The sequence below is a fragment of the Pedobacter nutrimenti genome (genome assembly GCF_032678445.1).
Classification (GTDB): Bacteria; Bacteroidota; Bacteroidia; order Sphingobacteriales; family Sphingobacteriaceae; genus Pedobacter; species Pedobacter nutrimenti_A.
The window spans coordinates 14570-38372 of the sequence record NZ_JAVTSQ010000009.1; the positions used below are offsets into that span (position 1 = coordinate 14570).

At 39.7% G+C, this 23803-nt stretch carries 23 protein-coding genes; 5 read left to right on the top strand and 18 right to left on the bottom strand.

Features of this window, described 5'->3' with window-relative positions; translation table 11 throughout:
• Positions 1 to 4: 4 nt before the first annotated feature.
• Positions 5 to 196 (bottom strand): hypothetical protein, encoded by a 192-nt coding sequence (locus tag R2S08_RS16815; protein ID WP_133779912.1) that lies wholly within the window; start codon positions 194 to 196, stop codon positions 5 to 7.
• A 96-nt stretch (positions 197 to 292) separates the two neighbouring features.
• Positions 293 to 868, bottom strand: a complete 576-nt coding sequence (locus R2S08_RS16820) for an RNA polymerase sigma factor (protein ID WP_316836237.1) — start codon at positions 866 to 868, stop codon at positions 293 to 295.
• A 263-nt stretch (positions 869 to 1131) separates the two neighbouring features.
• Between R2S08_RS16820 and uvrA the strand changes: the two genes are divergently transcribed.
• Both uvrA and R2S08_RS16830 read left to right on the top strand, forming a co-directional pair.
• Positions 1132 to 3933 (top strand): excinuclease ABC subunit UvrA, encoded by a 2802-nt coding sequence (uvrA, locus tag R2S08_RS16825; protein ID WP_316836238.1) that lies wholly within the window; start codon positions 1132 to 1134, stop codon positions 3931 to 3933.
• A gap of 14 nt (positions 3934 to 3947) precedes the next feature.
• Positions 3948 to 4571, top strand: a complete 624-nt coding sequence (locus R2S08_RS16830) for a LysE family transporter (RefSeq protein ID WP_133779915.1) — start codon at positions 3948 to 3950, stop codon at positions 4569 to 4571.
• Between the two features lie 2 nt (positions 4572 to 4573).
• Here the strand turns inward: R2S08_RS16830 and R2S08_RS16835 are convergent, their stop codons facing one another.
• Genes R2S08_RS16835 through R2S08_RS16875 form a run of 9 tightly spaced genes read right to left on the bottom strand, consistent with a single transcriptional unit; the run spans position 4574 to position 12724 of the window.
• Positions 4574 to 5611, bottom strand: coding sequence for a DUF2157 domain-containing protein (locus tag R2S08_RS16835; protein ID WP_316836239.1), 1038 nt, complete (start codon positions 5609 to 5611; stop codon positions 4574 to 4576).
• A gap of 26 nt (positions 5612 to 5637) precedes the next feature.
• On the bottom strand, positions 5638 to 7866 hold the full coding sequence (locus R2S08_RS16840) for a cation:proton antiporter (RefSeq protein WP_316836240.1): 2229 nt from the start codon (positions 7864 to 7866) through the stop codon (positions 5638 to 5640).
• A 55-nt stretch (positions 7867 to 7921) separates the two neighbouring features.
• Positions 7922 to 8251: a hypothetical protein gene (locus R2S08_RS16845; RefSeq protein WP_316836241.1), complete on the bottom strand. Its 330-nt coding sequence runs from the start codon at positions 8249 to 8251 to the stop codon at positions 7922 to 7924.
• A 50-nt stretch (positions 8252 to 8301) separates the two neighbouring features.
• Positions 8302 to 9246, bottom strand: coding sequence for a bifunctional riboflavin kinase/FAD synthetase (locus tag R2S08_RS16850; protein ID WP_316836242.1), 945 nt, complete (start codon positions 9244 to 9246; stop codon positions 8302 to 8304).
• Positions 9247 to 9256: 10 nt separating this feature from the next.
• A complete protein-coding gene (locus R2S08_RS16855; protein ID WP_133779920.1) occupies positions 9257 to 10120 on the bottom strand; it encodes a YitT family protein in 864 nt (287 codons plus the stop codon).
• Position 10121: 1 nt separating this feature from the next.
• The gene (gene truB / locus R2S08_RS16860) at positions 10122 to 10817 is read right to left on the bottom strand and encodes a tRNA pseudouridine(55) synthase TruB (RefSeq protein ID WP_316836243.1); all 696 of its coding nucleotides are present in this window, start codon (positions 10815 to 10817) and stop codon (positions 10122 to 10124) included.
• Positions 10817 to 11617, bottom strand: a complete 801-nt coding sequence (locus R2S08_RS16865) for an undecaprenyl-diphosphate phosphatase (RefSeq protein ID WP_199081668.1) — start codon at positions 11615 to 11617, stop codon at positions 10817 to 10819. Before R2S08_RS16865 ends, truB begins: the two co-directional genes overlap by 1 nt.
• Before the next feature lie 4 nt (positions 11618 to 11621).
• Positions 11622 to 11846, bottom strand: coding sequence for a DUF3098 domain-containing protein (locus R2S08_RS16870; RefSeq protein WP_133779923.1), 225 nt, complete (start codon positions 11844 to 11846; stop codon positions 11622 to 11624).
• On the bottom strand, positions 11846 to 12724 hold the full coding sequence (locus tag R2S08_RS16875; RefSeq protein WP_108550067.1) for a cell division protein FtsX: 879 nt from the start codon (positions 12722 to 12724) through the stop codon (positions 11846 to 11848). Before R2S08_RS16875 ends, R2S08_RS16870 begins: the two co-directional genes overlap by 1 nt.
• A gap of 238 nt (positions 12725 to 12962) precedes the next feature.
• Between R2S08_RS16875 and R2S08_RS16880 the strand changes: the two genes are divergently transcribed.
• On the top strand, positions 12963 to 13388 hold the full coding sequence (locus R2S08_RS16880; RefSeq protein WP_316836244.1) for a hypothetical protein: 426 nt from the start codon (positions 12963 to 12965) through the stop codon (positions 13386 to 13388).
• Positions 13389 to 13485: 97 nt separating this feature from the next.
• Complete coding sequence (gene leuS / locus R2S08_RS16885) at positions 13486 to 16293, top strand: leucine--tRNA ligase (protein WP_316836245.1); 2808 nt, start codon at positions 13486 to 13488, stop codon at positions 16291 to 16293.
• Positions 16294 to 16344: 51 nt separating this feature from the next.
• Here the strand turns inward: leuS and R2S08_RS16890 are convergent, their stop codons facing one another.
• Entirely contained in the window at positions 16345 to 17652 is a 1308-nt protein-coding gene (locus tag R2S08_RS16890) for a hypothetical protein (protein ID WP_316836246.1), read from the bottom strand.
• On the bottom strand, positions 17649 to 18239 hold the full coding sequence (locus R2S08_RS16895; protein WP_316836247.1) for an RNA polymerase sigma factor: 591 nt from the start codon (positions 18237 to 18239) through the stop codon (positions 17649 to 17651). The genes R2S08_RS16890 and R2S08_RS16895 overlap by 4 nt, the downstream gene beginning before the upstream one ends.
• A gap of 77 nt (positions 18240 to 18316) precedes the next feature.
• Between R2S08_RS16895 and R2S08_RS16900 the strand changes: the two genes are divergently transcribed.
• Positions 18317 to 19318 carry a class I SAM-dependent methyltransferase gene (locus R2S08_RS16900; protein ID WP_316836248.1) on the top strand — a complete coding sequence of 334 codons (1002 nt, stop codon included), beginning with the start codon at positions 18317 to 18319 and terminating at the stop codon, positions 19316 to 19318.
• Here the strand turns inward: R2S08_RS16900 and R2S08_RS16905 are convergent.
• From R2S08_RS16905 to R2S08_RS16925, 5 genes are all read right to left on the bottom strand, one after another.
• Positions 19303 to 20526, bottom strand: coding sequence for an MFS transporter (locus tag R2S08_RS16905; protein ID WP_316836249.1), 1224 nt, complete (start codon positions 20524 to 20526; stop codon positions 19303 to 19305). The genes R2S08_RS16900 and R2S08_RS16905 overlap by 16 nt on opposite strands.
• Positions 20527 to 20657: 131 nt before the next feature.
• Positions 20658 to 21476 (bottom strand): universal stress protein, encoded by an 819-nt coding sequence (locus R2S08_RS16910; protein WP_316836250.1) that lies wholly within the window; start codon positions 21474 to 21476, stop codon positions 20658 to 20660.
• Positions 21477 to 21492: 16 nt separating this feature from the next.
• Positions 21493 to 21936 carry a MarR family winged helix-turn-helix transcriptional regulator gene (locus tag R2S08_RS16915; protein ID WP_316836251.1) on the bottom strand — a complete coding sequence of 148 codons (444 nt, stop codon included), beginning with the start codon at positions 21934 to 21936 and terminating at the stop codon, positions 21493 to 21495.
• Between the two features lie 98 nt (positions 21937 to 22034).
• Positions 22035 to 22892, bottom strand: coding sequence for an alpha/beta hydrolase (locus tag R2S08_RS16920; RefSeq protein WP_316836252.1), 858 nt, complete (start codon positions 22890 to 22892; stop codon positions 22035 to 22037).
• 36 nt (positions 22893 to 22928) lie between these two features.
• Positions 22929 to 23516, bottom strand: coding sequence for a hypothetical protein (locus R2S08_RS16925; protein WP_316836253.1), 588 nt, complete (start codon positions 23514 to 23516; stop codon positions 22929 to 22931).
• Between the last annotated feature and the right edge of the window lie 287 nt (positions 23517 to 23803).

Below are 23803 nucleotides of genomic sequence, written 5' to 3' on the forward strand. Positions count from 1 at the left end.
AAAATTACTTGGCCATGTTGTAGGCCAGGATTTTTTGAATCACCTCATCACTGGGATCTTTCATCAGACCATCCAGGCCCGCCTTTAGATCGTCATAAGGGAAGGAGTCAATTTCTTCAAAAAATTCAGTGTTTGATTTTTCTGATTTCTGATGAAAATGAGACAGGTTGTTAATTGAAGTAGAGGTTGTTATCATAAGCAATAAACTGTTTTTTGTTTATTATTAAACGCAACAATCTACTGTTTATTTTAACCTGTAATAATAATTTTGAAAACAAATTTTAGCAGGGGTTTATCCTACTTCTTTCACCTTCATCATCTTCCTTAAATTGCTCAGCGCGTACCTCATTCTTCCTAAAGCAGTATTAATACTTACATCGGTCAGATCAGCAATTTCTTTAAAGCTCAGATCGGCATAGTGCCGCATAATTAAAACCTCTTTCTGCTCGTCAGGGAGCAAATGGATCATAGCCCTGAGATCTGTATGTGTCTGATTCCTGAGCATTCTGTCTTCTGCACTTTCTTCATAAATCTGGAGCATATTCAGAATATCAGTTCCATCAGAACTTGTAATCGCAGGTGCACGTTTTTCGCGTCTGAAATAATCTATAACCAGGTTGTGCGCAATACGCATTACCCAAGGCAGAAACTTGCCTTCTTCATTGTATCTTCCTGATCTTAAGGTGTTGATCACTTTTATAAAAGCATCCTGAAATATATCTTCTGCCAGATATTGATCTTTTACCAATAAATAAATAGATGTATATATTTTTGATTTATGTCTTTTTAGAAGTTCTTCCAAAACAGACTCGTCCCCGTTAAGGTACAACTTCACCAGATCCTGATCACTATTTAATTGTAATTTCATAGGAGTATCTATACTAAATTCCCTTGCCTATTGCTTAAAATATTTAGTAGCAGTCTAATCTATAGCGGTTCTCCTATTAGTTTTTTTAAATGAATGGTTCAATTGTTGTGGTTATTAATTCCAAAAGAAGCATTTTTTTATCATAATTCAATAAGAAAAGTGTTAAAAAAAAATAAAAGTACCCTGAGTGCCTTATTTTTGCGTTCCCGGGAATTACCAATGTAACTTTTTTGGGGTATATTAGCAGCATTCTATCCAGCAGTATGAGTAAGGAAACAGAGAAAGATCCACATAGAAATATTATTATAAAAGGGGCAAGGGTTCACAACCTTAAAAACATTGATGTAGCCATTCCAAAGAATAAACTGGTTGTTATTACCGGGATGTCGGGGTCGGGGAAGTCTTCCCTGGCATTTGATACTTTATATGCTGAAGGGCAGCGGAGATATGTAGAAAGTCTTTCTGCTTATGCCAGACAGTTTATGGGCCGGATGAATAAACCTGATGTTGATTATATAAAAGGTATCGCGCCTGCTATCGCTATAGAACAAAAGGTCATAACTTCGAATCCAAGGTCTACAGTGGGAACCTCAACGGAAATCTATGATTATCTGAAACTCCTGTTTTCGAGAATTGGAAAAACCTATTCTCCGGAATCGGGACAGATTGTAAAAAAGGACAGTGTAACGACCATTGTTGATTTTATTTCTACACTGGAGGATGAAAGTACGGTTACTATTTATTGTCCTCTTTTTCCTCACAACAACCGGACGATTAAGGAGGAATTGGCTGTTTTACTTCAAAAAGGTTTTTTAAGAGTCTTGCTCAATGATGAGATCTATAAGATCGAAGCAATCCTGGAAGATGAGGATTTTAAAGATGTGGAGCTGACGAGTGAAAATACGGTTATGATCTTAATTGATCGGATTGTAGTGAATAAGGAAGAGGAAACTTTGAGCCGTATTGCTGATTCTGCACAGACTGCATTTTTTGAAGGTAAGGGCGATTGTTACGTAGAGCATGATGGTAAAATGAGCCATTTCTGTGACCGTTTTGAACTTGACGGGATCAAATTTGAAGAGCCTACGCCTAACTTCTTTAGTTTTAATAACCCCTACGGAGCCTGCAAAAGATGTGAAGGTTATGGAAATGTGATCGGCATTGATGAAGATCTGGTTATTCCTGATAAAAGCAAGAGTATCTATGACAATGCGATTGCTCCTTGGCGCGGAGAGAAAATGAGGGAATGGTTAAATAAACTGATCAGGAATGCAGATAAATTTGACTTCCCTATCCACCGTTCTTACAGCGAACTGACCGATAAACAGCAAAAACTGCTGTGGACAGGAAATAAATATTTTGAAGGACTGGATGCATTTTTTAAAGATTTAGAAGAACAAACCTATAAGATACAATATCGTGTAATGCTTTCCCGGTACCGGGGTAAAACAGTATGCCCTGATTGTAAAGGTTCCAGACTGAGAAAGGATGCTTCTTATGTTAAGATTGGGGGTAAATCTATTATCGATATTGTTTTAATGCCTCTGTCTACCATATTGGATTTCTTTGAAAAGCTGGACCTGTCAGAAACTGATCAAAAGATTTCTAAACGCCTGCTTTCAGAAATTTTTAACAGGGTGGAGTATCTGAATAATGTTGGTTTGGGTTATTTAACCTTAAACAGATTGTCCAATACGCTTTCAGGAGGAGAATCACAGCGCATTAATCTGGCTACTTCATTGGGCAGTAGCCTTGTGGGATCTGTATATGTATTGGATGAGCCCAGTATCGGTTTACACCCCAGAGATACCAATAAGCTGATTGGTGTTTTAGAATCTTTAAGGAATGTAGGAAATACCGTTTTGGTTGTTGAACATGAGGAAGAGATGATGAAAGCGGCAGATTATATTATAGATATTGGTCCTGAAGCGGGTACGCACGGAGGCAATCTGGTGTTTAGCGGAACTTATGAAGAGATCATTAAAGATAAACACAGCCTGACTGGTCGTTATCTGGCTGGAAAGGAGCGTATAGAGGTGCCTGGAAAGAGACGTAAATGGAAAGATCATGTACTCTTAAAAGGAGCTAGGGAAAACAATCTGAAGAATATCGACGTAAAATTTCCTCTTGGAGTTTTTACGGTGGTAAGTGGGGTATCCGGTTCTGGTAAAACGAGTTTAGTAAAGAAGATCCTTTACCCTGCTTTGCAAAAAGCGATTGGTAATTATGCCGGGGAACAGACCGGGGCATACGATGGAATATTTGGAAATCTGGATCTGGTGAGTGCCGTAGAAATGGTGGATCAGAATCCGATCGGGAGATCTTCGCGGTCTAATCCGGTTACCTATGTAAAAGCATGGGACGATATCAGGGCTTTGTTCTCGGCTTTGCCGGCTTCTAAGGCTGCAGGTCTTAAACCTGCTGCATTTTCTTTCAATGTAGAAGGCGGGAGGTGTGATGTATGCCAGGGTGAAGGAGAGGTAAAGATAGAGATGCAGTTTATGGCAGATATTTACCTGCCTTGTGAGGCTTGCGGGGGCAAAAGGTTTAAGCAGCAGGTATTGGACATCACTTATCAGGATAAAAATGTATCCGATATTCTGGATATGACTATCGATGAGGCAGTGGGTTTTTTCAGTAAGGAATCTAAGATTCTAAATAAATTGCAGCCACTGGTAGACGTAGGCTTAGGTTATGTTCATCTTGGTCAGTCTTCCAATACACTTTCTGGTGGGGAAGCGCAGCGTATTAAACTGGCTTCGTTCCTGATCAAAGGAAACAATGCAAATAAGACCATGTTTATTTTTGATGAGCCAACCACTGGTCTACACTTTCATGATATTAAGAAGTTGTTGATTGCTTTGAATACGCTTATTGAGCAAGGGAATACGATCTTGGTCATTGAGCACAATATGGATATGATCAAATCTGCAGACTGGGTAATTGACATCGGCCCGGAAGGAGGAGACAAGGGGGGGCATGTGGTTTTTGAGGGAACTCCTGAGGACCTGATCTCTTCAAAAGAGTCTTATACTGCTAAGTATTTAAAAGCACATTTGAAATAATTGTATCTTCGCCAATGCTTTTTTTAACATTCGTACTGGGGATATTGTTAAATTCTATCGGATACATTCCACCGGGAAATATTAATTTGACGGTTGTACAGATTACCATTAACCGGGGAATCCGGCAGGCCCTTTATTTTATAGGCGCATTTGCTGCAGTAGAGGTCCTGTTTACTTTTGCTGTAATGCGTTTTGTTCAATGGCTGTCGAGTACAATGAACCTAAGTAATATTATCGATGTGGTCATGGTCATCATGTTTGGTGTGCTGGGTATTATTACCTGGCGGTCCAGAAAAGAGATGCCAAAGGCCGATTATTCGGAAAAGGATAGTATTCGTTACGGTATGTTACTTGGTGTATTGAATCCGATGCAGATTCCTTACTGGCTTTTTGTTGGAACCTATCTGATCTCCCATGAATGGATAGATATTGGATATCTTTCTTTAAGCGTATTTAGTGTGGGATCGGGGATAGGTGCTGCTCTGGCTTTATATGGTTTTGCACGGTTTGCCAAGTATATTAAAGAGAAATTTGACCTGAGCAGTTATATTGTAAATAAGAGCATTGCCATCTTGTTCTTTGCTTTATCAGCATACCATATTTGTAAGATAGTCTATATTCACTTTATAAAAGTTTAGAGTTATTTTTTCAGAAATTCTACATTCCAGATCTTTTCAGCTCTTCGGCCAATGATCCAAAATGAAGCCGCCAGAACGGAAAAGAATAAGGCTTTGTGCCAGCTGTCCCAGAAATATTCAAAATAGCGGGTATAGAGATTGATAAAAAGAAAGGTGATCCCGAACTCCCTGGCAATATCATCTCTGTATTTTAGACCAATCCAGATACTGAGTATGCAAACGCCTGCAGAAATAATACCCCAGTAGAAAAGGCTGAGTTGTTTGACTTTGTACCATTCTTCAAGTGTTCCATAATTTCCAAATACAGAGATCAGCCAGAGAGATACAAAAAGGTAGACCATGCCACTGATATAAGTGGTGCCGTAAAATAGTTCGAATTTTTTATTCCTTCTTAACAGTAATGCCGTGGTGGTTAGCAGCAATCCAAAGAATACAAATCGCAACGGATAATTTAGTCCGATGAAATACCAGTTCCATCTGGAAAGGTAACCTGTCTCTGTTCCAAACCAGGCTCCTAAAGAAAGAAGTACAAAAGCCCAGATCAGCCTGGATTTAAAAACATAGGCTAGTACGCCATAAATCAATACAGATAAAAGGATCAGTAAAGAAAAATGCGAGCCGTTACTGCCAATAGCCTTGCCCAGATAAGCAATCGCATTAGCCGTAAGCATGACCGCAGTAAAAATCAGTGCATCATTGCTGAAGACCTGCATCTGATGTGTTTTTCGTCTTTGAAAACTCCTGTAGTATAAGATGCCGGCAGCTGCTGCTGAGAGTAGGCTAATGATACTGTCTGGTGTATCGTACAGCTTTTTTAAATACGTTAGAATGTCCTTGTCGATCAGGAGCGCACCTAAAGAAATTACTCCGCAGGCCATTGCAATCCAAAAGGAGTACTGAGCAAGCCTTCTCCAGTCAAAACTTTTAGATTCATAACTTTCCTGTAACAGCCTGGCTTGTTCGCCGGTTATCATATGTTGATCCTGCCAATATTGGAGCATTTCATCTAAAAACTCACTTTTTTCCTGATCTAATTTCATTGGCAGAAGATGATAAAAACCTTAAGTTAGGTTTTCTTTAACAGATCAGGAACTTTTTTGTGATTTCCAACAATCCATACAATGTCATCATTCTCAAAGACTATATTGGAATCAGGATTAAGGATTCGCTCTCCTTTTCTTTCTATGCCAACAACAAGTCCTTGTGTGATATCCCTGATTCCTGAATTTCTGATGCTGTGACCATATATCGGAGAGGAGCTGTTTACTACAATCTTTTGCAGGGTCATGTCATTTTTAGGGAAATCCGCATGTGAAGTTTCATCAACAGCACCCTCAAATAATTCTTTAACAACAGCCAGCTGATCATCTGTACCAATGACCAGGATTTTATCATGCGGGTATAATCGTTCGTCGCGGCCTGGTGTAGGAATCATGATTTTTCCCCTTTCAATTAAGGCAATGTTGACACCATATTTTTCCCGGATGGACAGTTCCATTAATGTAAAACCAACCAGTTTGGATTCTGGTGCAATGGTGAGCTCTGCCAAATGCGTGTCCCAGGGCAGGATCTCTGGTTGGGCATTTTGCGCTTCTCGGGCATTAAGATTGTAAAGGAAACGATTTTCGAGTCTGTTGTAGAAAGCTTGCAATTTCCTGGAGAAAATGAACATCACCGCAAGAATCAATGCCAGGGCAATAGCAATGGAGATGAGGGTATTATAAAATTGAAAGATGAGAAAACCTACAAAACAAATGGCCAGGGCAATCCTTAGTATTTCGAGTGCCACTAAAGGACCTCGGGTGTATTTTTTGTTTAACCATAGATTGCTGTAGGCCTTTCTTTCCATTTTCCTTAAAGCAAGAGCCCATAGAAATGGTGTCATGATCATCAGGGTAAGCAGCAGGCTGATCACCGTTCCATTGTGTCCGTTGATGAGATGTTCGGCAATAAATGGTTGTACATATTTTGAGCCCAGTACGACAATGGAAATTAAGATAACGCTATGGATAATCGTATTGAATGTATAGGCTTTAAGAAATACCTTCCAATCGCTGAGGGTCGTAATGCCTGCTGTACTGGAACTGTAGCGGTTTAAGCCTTCTATCCATTTCTTAGGTAAAGAACGCTCTATGAACTTGTAAAAGGGTTCAGAGGCTTTAATCAGATAGGGGGTAGTAAAGGTAGTGATGGCCGACACCGCAACGGCAATAGGGTATAGAAATTCGCTGGTCACTTTTAAAGATAATCCCAGTGTTGCGATGATAAACGAGAACTCGCCGATCTGCGCAAGGCTCATTCCTGTTTGTACTGAAGTTTTTAAAGGCTGTCCGGAAATTAAAGCACCGAGGCCTGAGCTTAAAAATTTACCCAGGACGGTTGCTATTGTAATGACCAGGATGGGGCCTGCATAGTCGATTAGGATCTTCGGATCAATAAGCATACCCACTGAAACAAAGAAAATGGCAGCAAAGAGATCTTTTACAGATTTTGTAAGATGTTCTATGCGTTCAGCCTGCGTGGTCTCTGCTAAGATAGAACCCATGATAAAGGCACCCAAAGCAGGAGAGAAGCCAACCTTAACAGCAAGTAAGACCATAATCAGACATAAAGCAATGGAGACGATCAGCATCGTCTCGTCGTTCATCAGCTTTTTTGTAGCCTTGAGAAAGGTGGGGATCAGGAAGATTCCGCCAATAAACCAGAGGATCAGAAAGAAACAAAGTTTCAAAATGGAAATGAGCATCTCCGTGCCTGCAAATTGTTGACTGACTGCCAGTGTGGAAAGCAGAACCAACAGGAGAATAGCCACAAGGTCTTCCACAATCAGCACGCCAAAGACCAGCCCTGCGAATTTCTTATGTTTTACCCCCAGTTCTTCGAAAGCACGGATAATAATTGTAGTGGAAGAAACAGAAAGTATACCTCCAAGGAAAATGCTATCCATAACAGACCAGCTCATCAGCTGTCCGGCGGCAAATCCGATCAGCAGCATAAAGACCACTTCAACAATAGCCGTTATGGAAGCTGATCCTCCCACCTTAACGAGTTTCTTGAAACTGAATTCCAATCCCAAACTGAACAATAAAAAGATGACTCCAATCTCGGCCCAGATGTTAATACTTTCTTTATCTGTTACTGTTGGAATGAATTTAATATGTGGGCCTACAAGAAGACCGGCAAGTATATAGCCCAGCACAAGAGGCTGTTTAATTCTTTTAAATAGAAGTGTAGTGACCCCCGCGGCGGCAAGGATAAGACCAAGATCGGTAATCAATACTGGCAAATGTATCATGAAACGCTGTTTTAAAATGGATAAATAATTGTGAATGGATGATTACAAATTATACTTACCAAAAAACATGTTTAGGGTACAGAAAACTAAAAATAATTAAATAATGTGAGAAAATGAAAGCGGGTTTATATTCTGTATTGGAAACGGGTAGAGCCTTGTATAATGACGAATATTCCGGGAACAGGTTAATCTGGGCTTTGTACTTTTTGACGGCTTGAGGCAGCGCCTGAAAGTCATCGTTAAAAGTATCCGGATCCGCAGAAGATGCCTTTCCTTCCGCATTAGCAATTTGTTTACGATCTAGCTTCATCTTTCCTGAAGCGAATGCAGAGAAAGAATAGAGCTGTAAACAAATGCATAAAACGAGTAAGTAAAGATACCTCATTGAGGTAAATATACTAAAAAAAAGGCCGGTTTTGTGCTCTAAATTAAGTTTTAAGCATTTTGTGACAGTCTTTTGAAAAAATTAAGCGTGTCTTCTTTGTCCTGTTTAAGTTGTTCTTTCAACGCTTCCAAGCCAGTAAATTTAACATCATGACGCAAAAACTCCAGGAAAGACATTTTAATATCTTGTCCGTAAATTTCTTTGTTAAAATCAAAAATATTGACTTCGATATTTCTGGTCATTCCGTTAATGGTTGGTCGCTGGCCAATATAAGCCATTCCTTTGTAGGAGCCTTCCTCCATATCTACAGTAACGGCATAAATTCCATCCGAAGGGATAAGTTTATAAGATTCTTCCACAAAAAGATTGGCTGTGGGGAAACCAATGGTACGTCCAATTTTATCGCCCTTAATTACCCGCCCCTGTAAAGAAAAATGATAACCCAGGTACTTTGCAGCCAGGGCTACATCGCCGCTAAGTAAGGCTTGTCTTATTTTTGTGGAACTTACGGCAACGTCATTGATATCCTGCTCGTCGATCACTTCTATGTTGTAGTCAAATTTTTTGGCGCAAACTTCCAGTTCGGGCATTCCTCCTTTTCTGTCTTTGCCAAAACGGTGATCATAACCAACAATCAGGTGTTTGGTTCCTATCGTTTCTACGAGTACGTTTTGAATGTATTCTTCTGGATTTAAATTGGAGAAATCACGTGTGAAAGGTGTAATGATTAAATGATCTACGCCTAAATCTGCCAAGATCTGAGCTTTCTCTTTGATGGTATTGATCATTTTTAAATCCTGATTTTCCGGATCTATGATCAGTCTGGGGTGAGGAAAAAAAGTTAAGATCACGCTTTCTCCACCGGTTGCTCTGGCCAGTTCACATAATCTTTTGATGATTTTCTGATGGCCGTAATGTACCCCGTCAAAAGTGCCAATGGTTACCACAGCATGGTTCAGTTTTTTGAATTCAGAAAGTTGATTATATATTTTCAATCTAGTAAAATTAATGTAATGGCTGGCGCTTAACTACACCACCTCTAATATCGGCTATTTGCTGCTGGATGACGAAGGCATCCGGATCTATTTGTCTGATCGCAGTTTGCAGTTTACTCATCTCTAACTTTGTGACAACAGTATAGAGAATATCAATGTCCTTTTTCTCTCCGTAGCCACCTTCACCCTTATAAATCGTAACGCCCCGCTTCATCTGGTGGATGATGAATTTTTTAATATGCTCATTTTTTACAGAGATCACTGTAACACCAGTGTATTGCTCAATGCCATTGACAATATAGTCAACGGTATTTGATGCCGATAAGTATGTTAGAATGGCATAGAGTGCAGTTTCGATGTCCAGAAATATGGCTGCAAAAGCAAAAATGACAATGTTTAAGATCAGGATAATGTTTCCTACCGTCAGGGTGCTCTTCTTGCTGAGAAAGAGTGCAAGGACTTCCGTACCATCGATCACACAGCCGCCACGCATGGCAAGACCTATTCCCCCTCCCAAAAATAATCCTCCAAAAAATGCAATCAGTAGTTTATCATGAGTGATGGGCTGAAATGGTGCAACAATTAATAAAATAGCTAATAATGCAATAGCTATGGCCGTCTTAATGGCAAAAATCTTTCCGATTTGCCGGTATCCAAGAATAACAAAAGGAATATTGATCAGAACAATTAGATAGGAAAGCTTTAGTCCAGTCAACCGGCTGATCAAAAGTGATATACCTGTTACTCCACCATCAATAAAACCACTTGGAAGTAAAAAGCTCTTTAAACCAAAACATGCGGAAGTGATGCCGCAGGCTATTAAAAACAGGTTTTTAGTGAAATTGAGTTTTCCGGATTTTGTCTGACCACGCATGTTATTCCTTCTTGCTTCTAAGATAGCCAACCAGATCCATAACCTCAAATGCATTTTTCAGCAGGAAATCTCCGCTTCTGGTTCTTACAAGTTTAGATAAATATGCTCCGTTGTTCAGGTGTTTTCCGAAATCAGAGATCAGGGACCTGATATAGGTGCCCTTACTGCATACAATTCTGAAATCAATTTCAGGCAATTCAATTCGGGTAATTTCAAATACAGGAACAGAAACATGACGTATGCGCAGTTCTGTTTCTTCGCCTCTTCTGGCTTTCACGTACAAACGCTCTCCATTGACCTTAACTGCGGAATGCGCTGGTGGATATTGCTGTATATCACCTGTAAAATGTATGGTAGCAGCGTGTATTTGTTCTTCTGTAATTCCTTCTATCGAAAATTCCTGATCCACAACGGTTTCCAGGTCGAAAGAAGGTGTTGTAGCACCAAGGACCATGGTACCGGTATATTCTTTTTCCTGTGCCTGGAAGGTGTCAATTTGCTTGGTGAGTTTACCTGTGCAGATAATCAATAGACCCGTAGCAAGCGGATCCAGAGTGCCTGCGTGTCCTACTTTAATTTTGAGCGGTTTTAGAGAGTTTCTTATCTTTCCCACCACATCAAAACTTGTCCACTGATAAGGCTTATTGATGAGCAGGAGCTCACCTTCGGCAAAATTAAAATCCGGAAATTCAATCATTAAAGTTGTATAAGGCCCTGGTAATACAGGACTAAGAAAAATAAACCAAATGCGATTCTGTACCAGCCAAACAGCTTAAAGCCGTACTTCTGTACATAACCTATGAAAAATTTGATTGCAAGTAGAGCAATCACAAAAGCAATTAAATTTCCCACACCTAAAAGCATCAGATTATGTTTGTCCTTTAGGATCTCCGGGGTTTCTTTATAGGCTTTGACCAATTTTAACCCTGTTGCACCAACCATGGTGGGAACAGCGAGGAAGAAAGAGAATTCTGCCGCAACTGACCGGGTTAATTTTTGTTGCATTCCACCGATAATGCTGGCCGCGCTTCTGCTGGTGCCTGGAACCATTGCAAGGCATTGCCAAAAGCCAATGATCAGCGCACTCTTATTAGAAATTTCTGGTTCGGATTTTATGGTTGGTTTATTAAAGAACTTGTCGATAAAAAGCAAGATGATACCCCCAACAACCAGCATTACTGCAACGGTAACGGGGCTCTCCAGCAAATGGTCTATTTTTTTTTGAAGTAACATTCCAAATACTGCTGCTGGTAAACAAGCGATGACAAGCTTCAGGTAAAATTTCCAGTGATTTAAAGGAAAAAATTTCTTCCAGTAAAAAACAACAACAGAAAGGATCGCTCCGAGTTGCACTGCAATTTCAAAGAGTTTTACGAATGGATCTTTGTCAATTCCCATTACCGAAGAGGCAATGATCATATGACCAGTTGAAGAAACGGGCAAAAACTCCGTTATTCCTTCTATTACAGAAAGGATAAAGGTTTGTAGAAAATCCATGATTTTATTTCTTTAAAACGGCATAAATGCCAAAAGCAAAACCAAAAAGGACTACCATTGGCGCAAGAAGTGTTTTTCTGAAATCGTAGATATCGGTATCACCTATCATTAAGATGAATCCAAATACAACGATAGCGATGCTAATCAACAGCAGTTGATAATTCTTTTTGGTGAAAACCAATTCTGATTTGTTGTCCTGACTTGCAGGGCTGTGTTTTTTCTGTATCATTATCTGTATAGATCGTAACTTTTTAAACGTAAATATCTGCTTACTGCCATGGCAGTGCTGATGGCAGTGATGAAGATGCCCAGGCCAAGCATAAATAACAATACAAACCCAAATTCTGTGTAGTTTCTTAATATGATGATTTCAGGGATTTGTTTTTGTGCATAATACAGGATGCCCAGTAGAATAATTACAGCAATGATGGCTGAAATTAGACCATGTAAAGCAGCAAGCAGAATAAAAGGCTTGCGGATAAAGTTTTTAGTTGCACCAACCAGTTGCATACTCTTGATCAGAAAACGCTGAGAATAAATGGCCAGCCTGATGGTATTGTTGATCAAAGCAATGGAGATCACCAATAAAATGGCAGCAAAGGCTAAAATGATCAGGCTGATGGTGTTGATATTCTGATTGACCATGTCAATTAAAGAGCTTTGATAGATCACTTCTTTAACTGCTGGATTTTTACTGATCTGAGCTTTTAAGGCGTCAATACTTTTATTGTTGGCGTAATCTGCTTTCAGATAAACATCAATAGTAGATAATAATGGGTTATACCCCAGGAAATTCACAAAATCTTCTCCAAGGTCCTGGGTAAGGTTTTTAGCAGCAATTTCCTTGTTTACGTATTGAGTGGTTTTTATCGCCGGATTAGAATTCAGTTCTTTTTGAAATTGAAGTACATCGGCATCCTTAGCACCTTCATCAAGGATAATGTTCAGAACAATGTTTTCCTTAACATAGTTGGACAGGTTTTTTGCATGTACCAGAATTAAGCCCAGCATGCCAAGTGTTAGCAGTACGAGTGTAATACTGAATATTGTTGAAATGTATATGGTCTTTGTCTTCTTAGAAGCATCGCTTACTTCAAATTCTTCCATGTATTCGTGTTTATTGTTGTGCGAAAATAAAAAAATAAAAGCAACTAAAATAAATTATATGGCTTTAGCATTCAATTACCTCCTAATCTACAACGAAAGTTTAATTAAAATAGTTTCTTCTTTTCAGTCTTAACAATCTTTAACACTTATTAAAGCGGATTGTGCTTAGGGGCGTAGCGCAAATATTTATACTATATCTGCTGCTTTTTCGTTTAAAAAGGAGCAAAAAACCATTACTATGAAGAAAAAACTAACTACAGCAGTCCTTTTTTTGTTGCTGGTCACGGGTATAACTGCCTGTAAAAAACAAGACTCAAACACTACGATTGTAAAGATCGGAGGGAAATGGCAGGTAACTAAGATTGAAACCAAAGTTTATGATGCCAACGGGGGGATCGCTTCCTCAAATACGGTAGAATATAATCCGAGTTCCGATTATCTTGATTTTAAAAGCACGGAAAACAATGATTTCGAAATGAGTCTGGCGGGTACAATTTCCAGTGGCAATTACGTCACTTTTGTCGGAACGGCATTTAACATTAAATTAGCTTCAAAGCTTCTGGTGTGTTCTACCGACGTGCTTAACGACAATACTTTCCAGTTTACGGCCACAGTAGATCAATCTAATCCTAAGGTTACCGAAACCTATTATCTTAAAAGATAGTGAGCTATGCCGCCTTTAAAAGGCGGCATATTTACTCTGATTACCAATTGGTAAATTATTTCATTATTTTCGCGCTATATATTAAGGAATAGCCGTAATGGATTACCAATTTAAAGAAATAGAGAAAAAGTGGCAGCAGTTTTGGGCTCAGAACCAGACTTTTAAAGCAGATACCAATAGCGATAAACCTAAATTTTACGTGCTGGATATGTTTCCTTATCCATCAGGTGCGGGTTTACACGTGGGTCATCCCCTTGGCTATATCGCCTCAGATATATTTTCAAGATACAAAAGGTTGAAGGGGTTTAATGTATTGCATCCAATGGGATACGATTCTTTTGGTTTGCCGGCTGAGCAATATGCTATTCAAACCGGACAGCATCCGGCGATCACCACAGAAACCAATATTAATACTTATCGCAGACAATTGGACCAGATTGGTTTTTCATTTGACTGGAGCAGAGAGGTGAGGACCAGCGATCCGGGGTATTATAGATGGACGCAATGGATTTTTATGCAGTTGTTCAATTCGTGGTATAACCTCGATACAGACAGGGCAGAAGATATTACGACTTTGCTTGAAAAATTTAATGCTTCAGGCAGTGCGGATGTGAAGGCCGTTTGTGATGAAGACATCAAGACGTTTATGCCAAGCGACTGGGCGACAATGACCAGTGAGGAAAAGCAGGAAGAATTGCTTAAATACAGGCTGACCTATTTAAAAGAAAGTACGGTGAACTGGTGTCCTGCCCTTGGAACTGTATTGGCCAATGATGAGGTTAAGGACGGATTTTCAGAGCGCGGAGGACATCCGGTAGAACAAAAGAAAATGATGCAGTGGAGTATGCGTATTTCTGCCTATGCAGAACGTTTACTTCAGGGACTGAATACCATAGACTGGCCGGAGCCGGTAAAAGAAATGCAGCGCAACTGGATTGGCAAAAGTGTTGGGGCAAGTGTAAGGTTTGCTATGGAGAAAACACCATCAATTACGGGAGTTGAGGAAGATTATATTGAGGTCTTTACCACACGGGCTGATACTATATTTGGGGTTTCCTATCTGGTTCTTGCGCCCGAACATGAATTGGTGGCTGCATTAACTACACCGGAACAAAGAGGTGATATTGAACAGTATATTGCTCAAACCAAGAAGAAATCAGAGCTGGACCGTATGGCAGATACAAAAACGGTTTCGGGTGCCTTTACAGGAAGTTATGTCATCAATCCGGTGAACGGAGCACGTGTGCCGCTTTGGATTGCAGATTATGTTCTTGCAGGTTATGGTACTGGTGCGGTAATGGGTGTGCCAAGTGGAGATCAGCGTGACTGGGCATTTGCCACTCATTTCAACTTACCAATTGTACAGGTTCTGGACGCACAACAAAGTATAGATACACAGGCTGATCCAACCAAGGAAGGGAAATACGTCAATTCGGGATTTATTAATGGGATGAGCTACGCTGAAGCGATTCCATTTTTAAACAACTGGCTTGAAGAACAGGGAGTAGGAAAGGCAAAGATCAATTACCGTATGCGGGATGCTATTTTTGGTCGCCAGCGGTATTGGGGTGAACCTATTCCGGTTTATTTTAAAGATGGTTTACCTTACCTGATCAAAGAGGAAGAATTGCCTTTATTGTTGCCTGAAATCGATAAATACCTGCCAACGGAGACAGGAGAGCCTCCTTTGGGGCGGGCTGAGAACTGGAGTTATGAAGATCAGTATGAGTACGAACTGAGCACAATGCCTGGCTGGGCTGGTTCAAGTTGGTACTGGTACAGGTATATGGATGCTGTTAATGATTCTGAATTTGCATCAAAGGAAGCAATTGACTACTGGAAGGATGTCGATCTGTATATTGGAGGAGCGGAGCATGCTACTGGTCACCTTTTATATAGCCGTTTCTGGAATAAATTTCTTAAAGATCTTGGCTATGTACAGGAGGAAGAACCCTTCAAAAAATTGATTAATCAGGGCATGATCCAGGGAAGGAGTAATTTTGTTTACCGCGTTATTGATGAGCAAGGCCGCGGAACAAATACATTGGTATCTCATGGGTTAAGGAATGATTATAAAACATCTGCATTGCATGTAGATGTGAATATTGTAGAAAATGAGATTCTGAACATTCCAAAATTCAAGTTGTTCAGACCTGAATTTAAGGATGCTGAGTTTATCCTGGAAAATGGTAAATACATTTGTGGGGTAGAGGTGGAGAAGATGTCTAAATCTAAGTTTAACGTAGTTAATCCGGATGTGCTGATTGAAAACTATGGTGCAGATACATTAAGGATGTATGAAATGTTCCTCGGACCACTGGAACAGAGCAAGCCATGGAATACAAATGGTATAGAGGGCGTGTTTAAATTCCTTCGCAAGTTCTGGAGATTGTTCCATAATGAGGCCTGGGGTTTTAATGTCAGCGATTCTGTTCCAACTAAAGCAGAACTGAAGGCTTTACATAAGATCATTAAAAAGGTTCAGGATGATATTGAACGTTTCTCTTTCAATACATCGGTATCCAGTTTCATGATTGCGGTGAATGAATTAACGGATTTAAAGTGTAAGAATCGTCAGGTACTGGAAGATTTGGTTGTAGTGCTTTCCTCCTATGCGCCACATATTTGTGAAGAGCTTTGGTCTTTATTAGGACATGAAGAAGGAAGTTTATCTTATACTCCGTATCCAGTGTTTAATCCGGCCTATTTGATAGAAGATGAATTCAGTTATCCTGTTTCGGTAAATGGTAAAACCCGGTTGAACCTTAATCTGAGCTTAACATTGGAAGCAAAAGAAATTGAAGAAACTGTTCTTGCTGATGAGCAGGTGCAAAAATATCTGGAGGGTAAAACACCTAAAAAGGTTATTGTTGTGAAAGGCAGAATTGTGAACATTGTGATTTAATTCTGATTTTCGGAAAGTTAAAGGGGGTGTATCAGATGATTCACCCCCTTTTTATTTAAGTCTGTAGCCAATTCCAAATTGGAAAGTCTGATAGGTTGCTTTATATGAACCTAAGTCATTACTTATTTTATAGGGAGAAAGAAGCTGATATTTTCCGTTTACATCAAATCGACCCAGGTGGAGGCTCAGTCCTCCGGTAAATCCTATACTGATTTGATTAACGGTCGTTTTACTGATGGCTTGGTTGATCTCTTTACTGTGATATACGGTGTCGCGCATATCAGCCATTGGAGCTACCAGGCCCTGTTTGTTTGCTTGTTTAAGCACAAGGCTAACTAATGGCCCGGCGTGCAGACTCACTACCTTACTGATCCTGTGCTCCAGTAATAGAGGAATAGTTAACGTTAGTACTTTTCGGGAATCGTTAATTTTAAAGGGTGGAAGAGAGTCTGGCCTGTAGTAACTCGGGTGTGAGTATTCACCAGATAATTGCCTTAACGTATTGATTTGTAATCCGGTAGAAATTAGCCAATGTTTGGTTAAAGCGTATGAACCGGATAGGCCTAGATAGAAACTATTGGCATTGCTGCCTTTATTAATTCCGGCTTCTATTCCATAATTATACGTTGGGGGGGTCATCTCGTTTCTCCGCTTTTTTTTTGCTAAATGGATCTTTTTGGGATTTAAGGCGTTTTTATTTTGCTTTGATTTCCGATAGTAATCGTTGTTTTTTGCAAGAACCTGGATAGACAAAGGCATCCAGGTAATGACTTCAGCTTCTGGAACAGGTTGTAAAATCCAATGTTTGGACGCAAATATATCTGCTGCGGAAATTTGGCTTTTTAAAAGCTGATGGAAATGGATTTCTTCTATCTTTTCCTGATCTGAAAGCTGAGCATGACTCTGGACAAGAAAGGGTGTCGAATCTTTGTAAACAGGAGTGATCAACTGAGGTCTATAAACAACAGATCTTGGAATGTGATGAAGAATAGCTCCAGCTGATATTGAATCTGTGATCAACTCGGGTCGTTGTTCTGATCTGTCTAGAGTATCTGTTTTTTGCAAACGCCAATGTTGTTTTTTCTGATTCTTACTATTTTTTTTCTCCGAAGGTGACTTAATTATAAAATATCCGCAAGCTGCAATCATTACCGCTGCAGGCAAAACGTAAGTAAGGAGAGGAGAAATCAATTTGGAAATAGCAGATTTCAGAGGAGGTTTGGTGGCTGGATGGGCAACAGGAAGTTCCTTGTCTAAAATAGATTTCATTTCTGCCCAGGCGGAATCAGCATCCCTATCCAAAGGAAACTGCTGCAGCTTTTTACGCCAGATTTTATGATACCAGGCCGAATTTCTCATTTTGACTTATCTTCTTTTTTTTCAGTTGATTTGATGTTGTCTTTAATGGCAGGAGATAAAATCTTCCTGAGCTGCTTTTTTGCTTCGGATAAATGCCATCTGGATGTTCCTTCTGTAATATCCAGGTGGTCTGCTATTTCTTTATGTGTGTATTCTTCTATTACTGATAGGTTAAAGACGAGTTTGGTGGCATGTGGAAGCTGGCGGATCGCCTGCATTAAATCTTCCGCATACAATTTGTCAAGGACCTCTGGTGAAACAAAAATAGTATCTGTCTCCTCTTCGCTGCTTGTGTTGTTGCTAAACCTGGCTTCTTTTCTTCCAATATCAATACATGTCCTTACAATAATTGTTCTAATCCATGCACCCAATTCGCCTTTTGATCCCTCAAAACTATCGATATGCTGGAAAACTTTTAAAAAACCTGCATTTAGTGCTTCTGCTGCGAGGTCGTCAGATTTTAAATAACGATAACAAAGCCGGAGCATTTCTGGATAAAAAAGTTTATACAGTTGGGCCTGCGCAGTACGTTCGTTTGCCTTACATCCTTTTATAATAAGAGATTCCCGTTTAGCAAACAGATTCATTCAGCAAATTAAGAGTAAAAGTAGGAGATGCCATTCTTAAGTATTACGAAGACACAGAACAAAACGTTGGGATAAAAATGAAATTTTTAAATGATTTTAAAGAAATTTTTATTTTTCTACCCAACGTTTGGTTCGGTACTCCCGTAAGTTGGTATAGAAGACTAAATATAAGACCATTGTATCATCATCAAAGCTATTATAAACATGGAAACTGGTATAACCAGTATTTTCCCGGTAAGGAATCAAAGATTAATTATTACAAAGAGAAAAGATCTCTGGGGGAGAATACAATAGCGCATTGGCTACAGCATATTTTTTTTAGGTGCATTGATCCATTGCTTGGGGAAAATAAATACTGGCTTACCGTTGGGGACGCTTATGGGTTTGATGCACAATATATTGAATCCAGGGGCAGTATGGCAATGGCAACAGACTTGAATGTGGATTTTTTGGTAGTCGCCCAGGAGGAGGAAATTATTGCCCGGTATAAAGCGGAAAACGCGGAGCAACTCAGCTTCCCCGACGAGCACTTTGATTATGTGCTTTGCAAAGAATCCTATCATCACTTTCCAAGACCATATGCGGCATTGTATGAAATGATCCGGGTTGCAAAAAAGGGAATTGTAATTATAGAGCCGCAAGATCCTGTAACTAAAATGCCAATGTTATTGTGGCTTTTTAATTTGTTTAAAGCAAAACCGAAGCTCCTGAACAGCATCTGGAAAAATCGGTTTTCTTATGAGCCGGTAGGCAATTTTGTATATAAAGTATCTGAACGTGAATTTGAGAAATTTGCCGCTGGTCTGAATCTTCCGGTGCTTGCTTTTAAAAGGATTAACCCAAACTTTTATTTTAAAGGGGCAGAAGTTTTAAACCAAAAAAAATACAGCGGTAGTTTTATGAAGATTAAAGTTAAAAAGGCAATAATGGATATTTTGCTCAAGTGCAGGTTAATTCCCGGGCAGGTCTTGTGTACAGTGGTTTTTAAAACAATACCTGAAAAGGGTATCCTTCAGCAAATGAAAGCCGAAGGTTATCATTTTGTCTATATTCCTGAAAACCCCTATGCTACGTTGTGAACGACTGTTAGAGGGAGACTTTTCTTTTGCCTGATATAGATGATAACGGCTAACAGGAAGCCCAGGAAAACCATTCCCATACTGAAAGGGAAGATGTATGGCATTCCAAAACGGCTGGCTATAGCACCAACTAAAGGACCTGTAATGCCCAGAGAAAGATCGATAAACAAACCATAGCCTCCAAGTGCAGCACCGTGATTGGAAGGTGGGATTAATTTTACAGCCTCTACACCAAGCGCAGGAAAAACAAGGGAAAATCCCAGACCTGCTGTCCCTGCACCGATTAATGCTGTAGTTGGTGTGGTGGCCAGCCAAAGGATCAAAAGACCGGTAGTTTCCAGGGCAAGACAGACGATGGATGTTTTTAATCCACCATGTAAATCAATTGAACGACCAAAAAAGATACGTCCAAGTATAAATAATATGCTAAAGACTGATAAGCAAAGTACCGCATCAGACCAGTTTAAATAAGCGTAATATAGCGTGATAAACGTAGAAATTGTTCCGAATCCCAGACCTCCTAAAGCCAGGCAAATACCGAAAGGTGACACCTTTTTCAGTACCTTGAGGAAGGACTCTCTGGGGCTGTTACTATTTCCTTTTAAAGGCGTCTTGCTTTTTGCATACAGTAAACCGATCATGCCAACCAAAACGATTAAGAGACTTATACTTCCTATACCATAACCGTTGTTTAGCAATACACCAAGAGGAGCACCAGCAGCCAGTGCGCCGTAACTCGCAATACCATTAAACGATATGGCTTTAGCTGTATGTTGATTCCCTACTGCCAGGATAGCCCAGTTGACAGGACTGGCACCAATTAATCCTTCGGAGAAGCCTGTCATAAGTCTTGTAATGACCAGCAGGCCCAAGCTCATAACAGGGGTATGTTTTAACGCATAGGCTGCAAACAGAAGTAGCCCACTTAAAACGAAACCGGCCATGCCTAACAGGACTGCTGGTTTTGGGCCTTTCAGATCCACCATTCTACCAGCATAACCACGCATAACAAAAGTAGTTACATATTGGATACTGATTACGATACCTGCAATCATGGCACTGTAGCCGAGTTCCTGGTGTATAAAAACTGGTAAAACAGCCAGTGCGAGACCGATGGTGAAGTATCCAAAAAAAGTAAATGCAACGAAACTGGTAATGGATAAACGAACTTGTGGTAAAGAAACATCTGAACTTGTTTCTGACTTCATAATGCTTAATATATAGTGACTTAACAGAGCGCATGCAAATTTAAGGACATTTGCATGTGGCTTTGCCATTTGAAAATACAAAAGCTACACTTTACTTTGTATTTACAATTGTAGCGGTATTCTATTAAAAATTATTTGAGGATCAGAACTGGTTTATCAGCGTCTGCTGACAAGCCTTCCGTGATGCTTTGATGCGTTAGGCTATATAGAAAGCTATGTATGCCGGGTAATGCAATGATCATTTGCTGATTGTGCTCTTCTGCAAAGGCCAAGACTCCATGAAGAATATCCTGGTCATTAGAATAATACAGTTGATATTCATAACCATCGAGTAATTCTTTCAGGATGCCGTCAATTTCCTGACCTGGATGTTCAGGTGCTAAGTGTTTTTGCAAGGGGTCAACATTGAGCAGCGCAAGTTTTGGGTGCGGCCAATGTTTAATAGAATGGAGTCTTTTTAATAAGCTTACATGGTTCAGCGTTCTGAAATCACAGGCAACAAGTGCATTTTGAACAGGTTCATAGGTAGCCTTTTCTGGGATGATCAACACTGGTACAGGACTGATTTTTGCAATTTCAATCATTTGACTGCAAGTTTTGTTAAGGAACAAAACATCAGGTTGTTCCAGAGAAACAATTTCAAGAACTGCCCGTAATAAAGGTTTTTCAATCAAGGCAACTTTTACAGAAGTCTGACCGCCAAGTTTCTTTAGTAAGTTGGTTTTTAAGTCTTCCAGCTGCTGAAGGCGTTGCTGTTTCTGTTCAAGAATATCTTCCTCTCCCGGCTGTATAAAGTCTGCGGATGGGTAAATCTGCTCGAATAAAGTAACAAAAAAGGAAGAAAATAAAATGATCTGATCAATATCCTGGTGATTACTGAGCTCAGCGGTGTAATTGACCATATGGATAGAAGACGCTGAAAAATCAATGGGTATGAGTATCGTTTTCATTGGAATGTAATTTATTTTATATAATGTTCCTGGTGAGTTGCTGAATAAGTTTTGTGGAAGAAATGATGGCATCGGCAGAGAGATCTGCTGATGCAGCGGTATACATTTCCATTGCCCAGGGCAATAGTTCTTCCTGAAGATGTTTTCCCTTTTTCGTCAAATAAATTAAGTTGTTTCTCCTGTCGTTTTCATCTTCTTCTCTTTTAACCAATTCTCTTTTGCTTAGGTTGTCGATCAGATACGTCATACTGGCTTTCTCTTTAATGATGCGACTGGCGATTTCCTGTTGGTTAATCCCGTCTTTTTCCCAAAGGCACATCAATACCTCCAGCATTTCATAAGTGATGTTCATCTGATTTTCTTTGATGCGGGCCTGGATAAACTGGCGGGAACGACTTCTCATTTCGATTACTGCACGACCAAGCTCAAGAGCAAGTAAGGCTTTTTCTTTATCTGCCATAAGAATAAATTATAGTTCTTTACATAAAGTTAAGGAATAGATAGTATAGTACTTAACTATTTTGTCATAATTTAATAATATTAAAAAGGAGGCTAGGTCTATGATTCTATAATTTTTTCTTTGAGATCTTTAATGACCTCTGCGGACCTGATGATCCTCTCATGGGTTACATGTTCATAGTCTCTGCCAGATATAGAAGGATAGGCTTCCATAAAACGCTTAAGATAAGAGTAGGGGGCAATATGGTCATGTTGGTCATAAGCGAGCCAGTGATTTAAGTTTTCGTGTTCTCTATACCATTCGGATAAGTTAAAAATGGAAGAACTCATGCCGAATCGTTGTTCGAAGTCTTTTAGAAATTGCTCCTGAATGGCCGGGTCAATCTGTACTGCAGTCATACTCGCCTTAAAGTTCTCTTTTAGAAGAACCAAGGGGGTAAGACTCACCAGCAAATCGGGCTTTATCCGGGTTTCTTTTATGGCTATAACATTGGCCATGGCACCCAGTGAATGACCAATAAAGATTTTTGGCGATCCAAATGCTGCAATTATAGCTTTAACGGCTTCTATATATAGGAGTAAGTTGGATAATTCTCCTTCGGAGCTTCCATTTCCAGGAGCATCGAAGGCAATGATCTCCAGGTTTTTCAGTTCTTTCAGCGCATGGATAATCTCTGAAAAATCAGCTGCTTTTGAACCCCATCCATGTGTAAGAATAACTTTATCTGGCCCTTTTCCCCATTTGAAAGCATTAAAGCTCAACTCTTCCCCGGAGAAAAATTCATCTTTGACTTTGAGGCTGAATCTTTCAGATTCTTCTAATAGTTGCTCCTGGTGCAGCCGTAGGGGGATTTTTGGAGAATAGCAGATGTATTGCCATAACAGGGTGTTGGTTTCTTCAGAATTTTCGAGATGAGCTTCTTTCAGTTTTTCAGTGATCTGTTTTAGTCGTTTCATGATGCTGGTTGTAGATATTTGACTATTTGGCGACAGTTATTTCCTTGGGGTTATGACAGATACGGCATTGGTATTGCCTTCAATAGATTTGATTCTTCCAAATTGATCTGTACCATCAAATTTATTGAAGTATTTGATTTGTACATTTCCAATGGATTTCACTTTTCCCTGGGGGTCATGGATGTCAAAAGTGTTGTAATAAGAGATCTGAATATTCCCAACTGACTTTAGGGATCCAAACTGTTCATGGATGTCAAAAGTGTTGTTGTACTTAAACTGAATATTTCCAATAGATTTGAGTTTGCCTTTAGGGTCATGTATATCGAAATTGTCATAATACCTGACAGGAAGATTGCCAATGATTGTGGTTTCCTGACCGTAGTTTCTTTCTAAATCTGGATTTGCATGATAGTCCGATACTTTTCCTGAAACGAACTCTGTATAGTCAATCCTACCTTCTTCATTGATTCCAACGAGGATAGTGTTGTCGAGTACCAGTTCTATGGAGCGGATGCCTGTTGAATGATCAGAAATTCTAAAACGGGCAGAGGTAATGGTTTGAGCCTGACTATAGAAGCCACAGCATATTAGAAGTGCACAAAGCAGTGCTTTTTTAGTTTTCATAAAAGGAATCATTTGTGTTTAATAAATGTACAACAAAAAGCATTATATTGAAGCTGTTCAATTGATGAAAACGATTATAAAAAAACTATTTAAAGTAGTGTTAATATCCATATACATACTGTCTAACGGGGTGCATACAGATATTGTTGTGCCTGTTAGGAATGAGATGATGTTTGTGGACACCCATTGTGCAGGGTATTTTTTATCAGTACAAGTAGGGTGAGCATCAGAACAATCAAAAGGTATGCAGATCAGTTCTGTCCGTTTTAATTTGACCCCTCGTTTTC

Excerpts from the sequence above, each read along its gene's own strand:
- R2S08_RS16865 (WP_199081668.1), bottom strand. The coding sequence starts at position 11,617 with ATGGATTTTCTACAAACCTTTATCCTTTCTGTAATAGAAGGAATAACG.
- truB (WP_316836243.1), bottom strand. The coding sequence starts at position 10,817 with ATGATTGAATTTCCGGATTTTAATTTTGCCGAAGGTGAGCTCCTGCTC.
- R2S08_RS16910 (WP_316836250.1), bottom strand. The coding sequence starts at position 21,476 with ATGAAAACGATACTCATACCCATTGATTTTTCAGCGTCTTCTATCCAT.
- R2S08_RS16815 (WP_133779912.1), bottom strand. The coding sequence starts at position 196 with ATGATAACAACCTCTACTTCAATTAACAACCTGTCTCATTTTCATCAG.
- R2S08_RS16900 (WP_316836248.1), top strand. The coding sequence starts at position 18,317 with ATGAAATTTTTAAATGATTTTAAAGAAATTTTTATTTTTCTACCCAAC.
- R2S08_RS16890 (WP_316836246.1), bottom strand. The coding sequence starts at position 17,652 with ATGAGAAATTCGGCCTGGTATCATAAAATCTGGCGTAAAAAGCTGCAG.
- uvrA (WP_316836238.1), top strand. The coding sequence starts at position 1,132 with ATGAGTAAGGAAACAGAGAAAGATCCACATAGAAATATTATTATAAAA.
- leuS (WP_316836245.1), top strand. The coding sequence starts at position 13,486 with ATGGATTACCAATTTAAAGAAATAGAGAAAAAGTGGCAGCAGTTTTGG.
- R2S08_RS16920 (WP_316836252.1), bottom strand. The coding sequence starts at position 22,892 with ATGAAACGACTAAAACAGATCACTGAAAAACTGAAAGAAGCTCATCTC.
- R2S08_RS16925 (WP_316836253.1), bottom strand. The coding sequence starts at position 23,516 with ATGAAAACTAAAAAAGCACTGCTTTGTGCACTTCTAATATGCTGTGGC.
- R2S08_RS16870 (WP_133779923.1), bottom strand. The coding sequence starts at position 11,846 with ATGATACAGAAAAAACACAGCCCTGCAAGTCAGGACAACAAATCAGAA.
- R2S08_RS16875 (WP_108550067.1), bottom strand. The coding sequence starts at position 12,724 with ATGGAAGAATTTGAAGTAAGCGATGCTTCTAAGAAGACAAAGACCATA.
- R2S08_RS16845 (WP_316836241.1), bottom strand. The coding sequence starts at position 8,251 with ATGAGGTATCTTTACTTACTCGTTTTATGCATTTGTTTACAGCTCTAT.
- R2S08_RS16855 (WP_133779920.1), bottom strand. The coding sequence starts at position 10,120 with ATGCGTGGTCAGACAAAATCCGGAAAACTCAATTTCACTAAAAACCTG.
- R2S08_RS16835 (WP_316836239.1), bottom strand. The coding sequence starts at position 5,611 with ATGAAATTAGATCAGGAAAAAAGTGAGTTTTTAGATGAAATGCTCCAA.
- R2S08_RS16880 (WP_316836244.1), top strand. The coding sequence starts at position 12,963 with ATGAAGAAAAAACTAACTACAGCAGTCCTTTTTTTGTTGCTGGTCACG.
- R2S08_RS16840 (WP_316836240.1), bottom strand. The coding sequence starts at position 7,866 with ATGATACATTTGCCAGTATTGATTACCGATCTTGGTCTTATCCTTGCC.
- R2S08_RS16830 (WP_133779915.1), top strand. The coding sequence starts at position 3,948 with ATGCTTTTTTTAACATTCGTACTGGGGATATTGTTAAATTCTATCGGA.
- R2S08_RS16915 (WP_316836251.1), bottom strand. The coding sequence starts at position 21,936 with ATGGCAGATAAAGAAAAAGCCTTACTTGCTCTTGAGCTTGGTCGTGCA.
- R2S08_RS16895 (WP_316836247.1), bottom strand. The coding sequence starts at position 18,239 with ATGAATCTGTTTGCTAAACGGGAATCTCTTATTATAAAAGGATGTAAG.
- R2S08_RS16820 (WP_316836237.1), bottom strand. The coding sequence starts at position 868 with ATGAAATTACAATTAAATAGTGATCAGGATCTGGTGAAGTTGTACCTT.
- R2S08_RS16905 (WP_316836249.1), bottom strand. The coding sequence starts at position 20,526 with ATGAAGTCAGAAACAAGTTCAGATGTTTCTTTACCACAAGTTCGTTTA.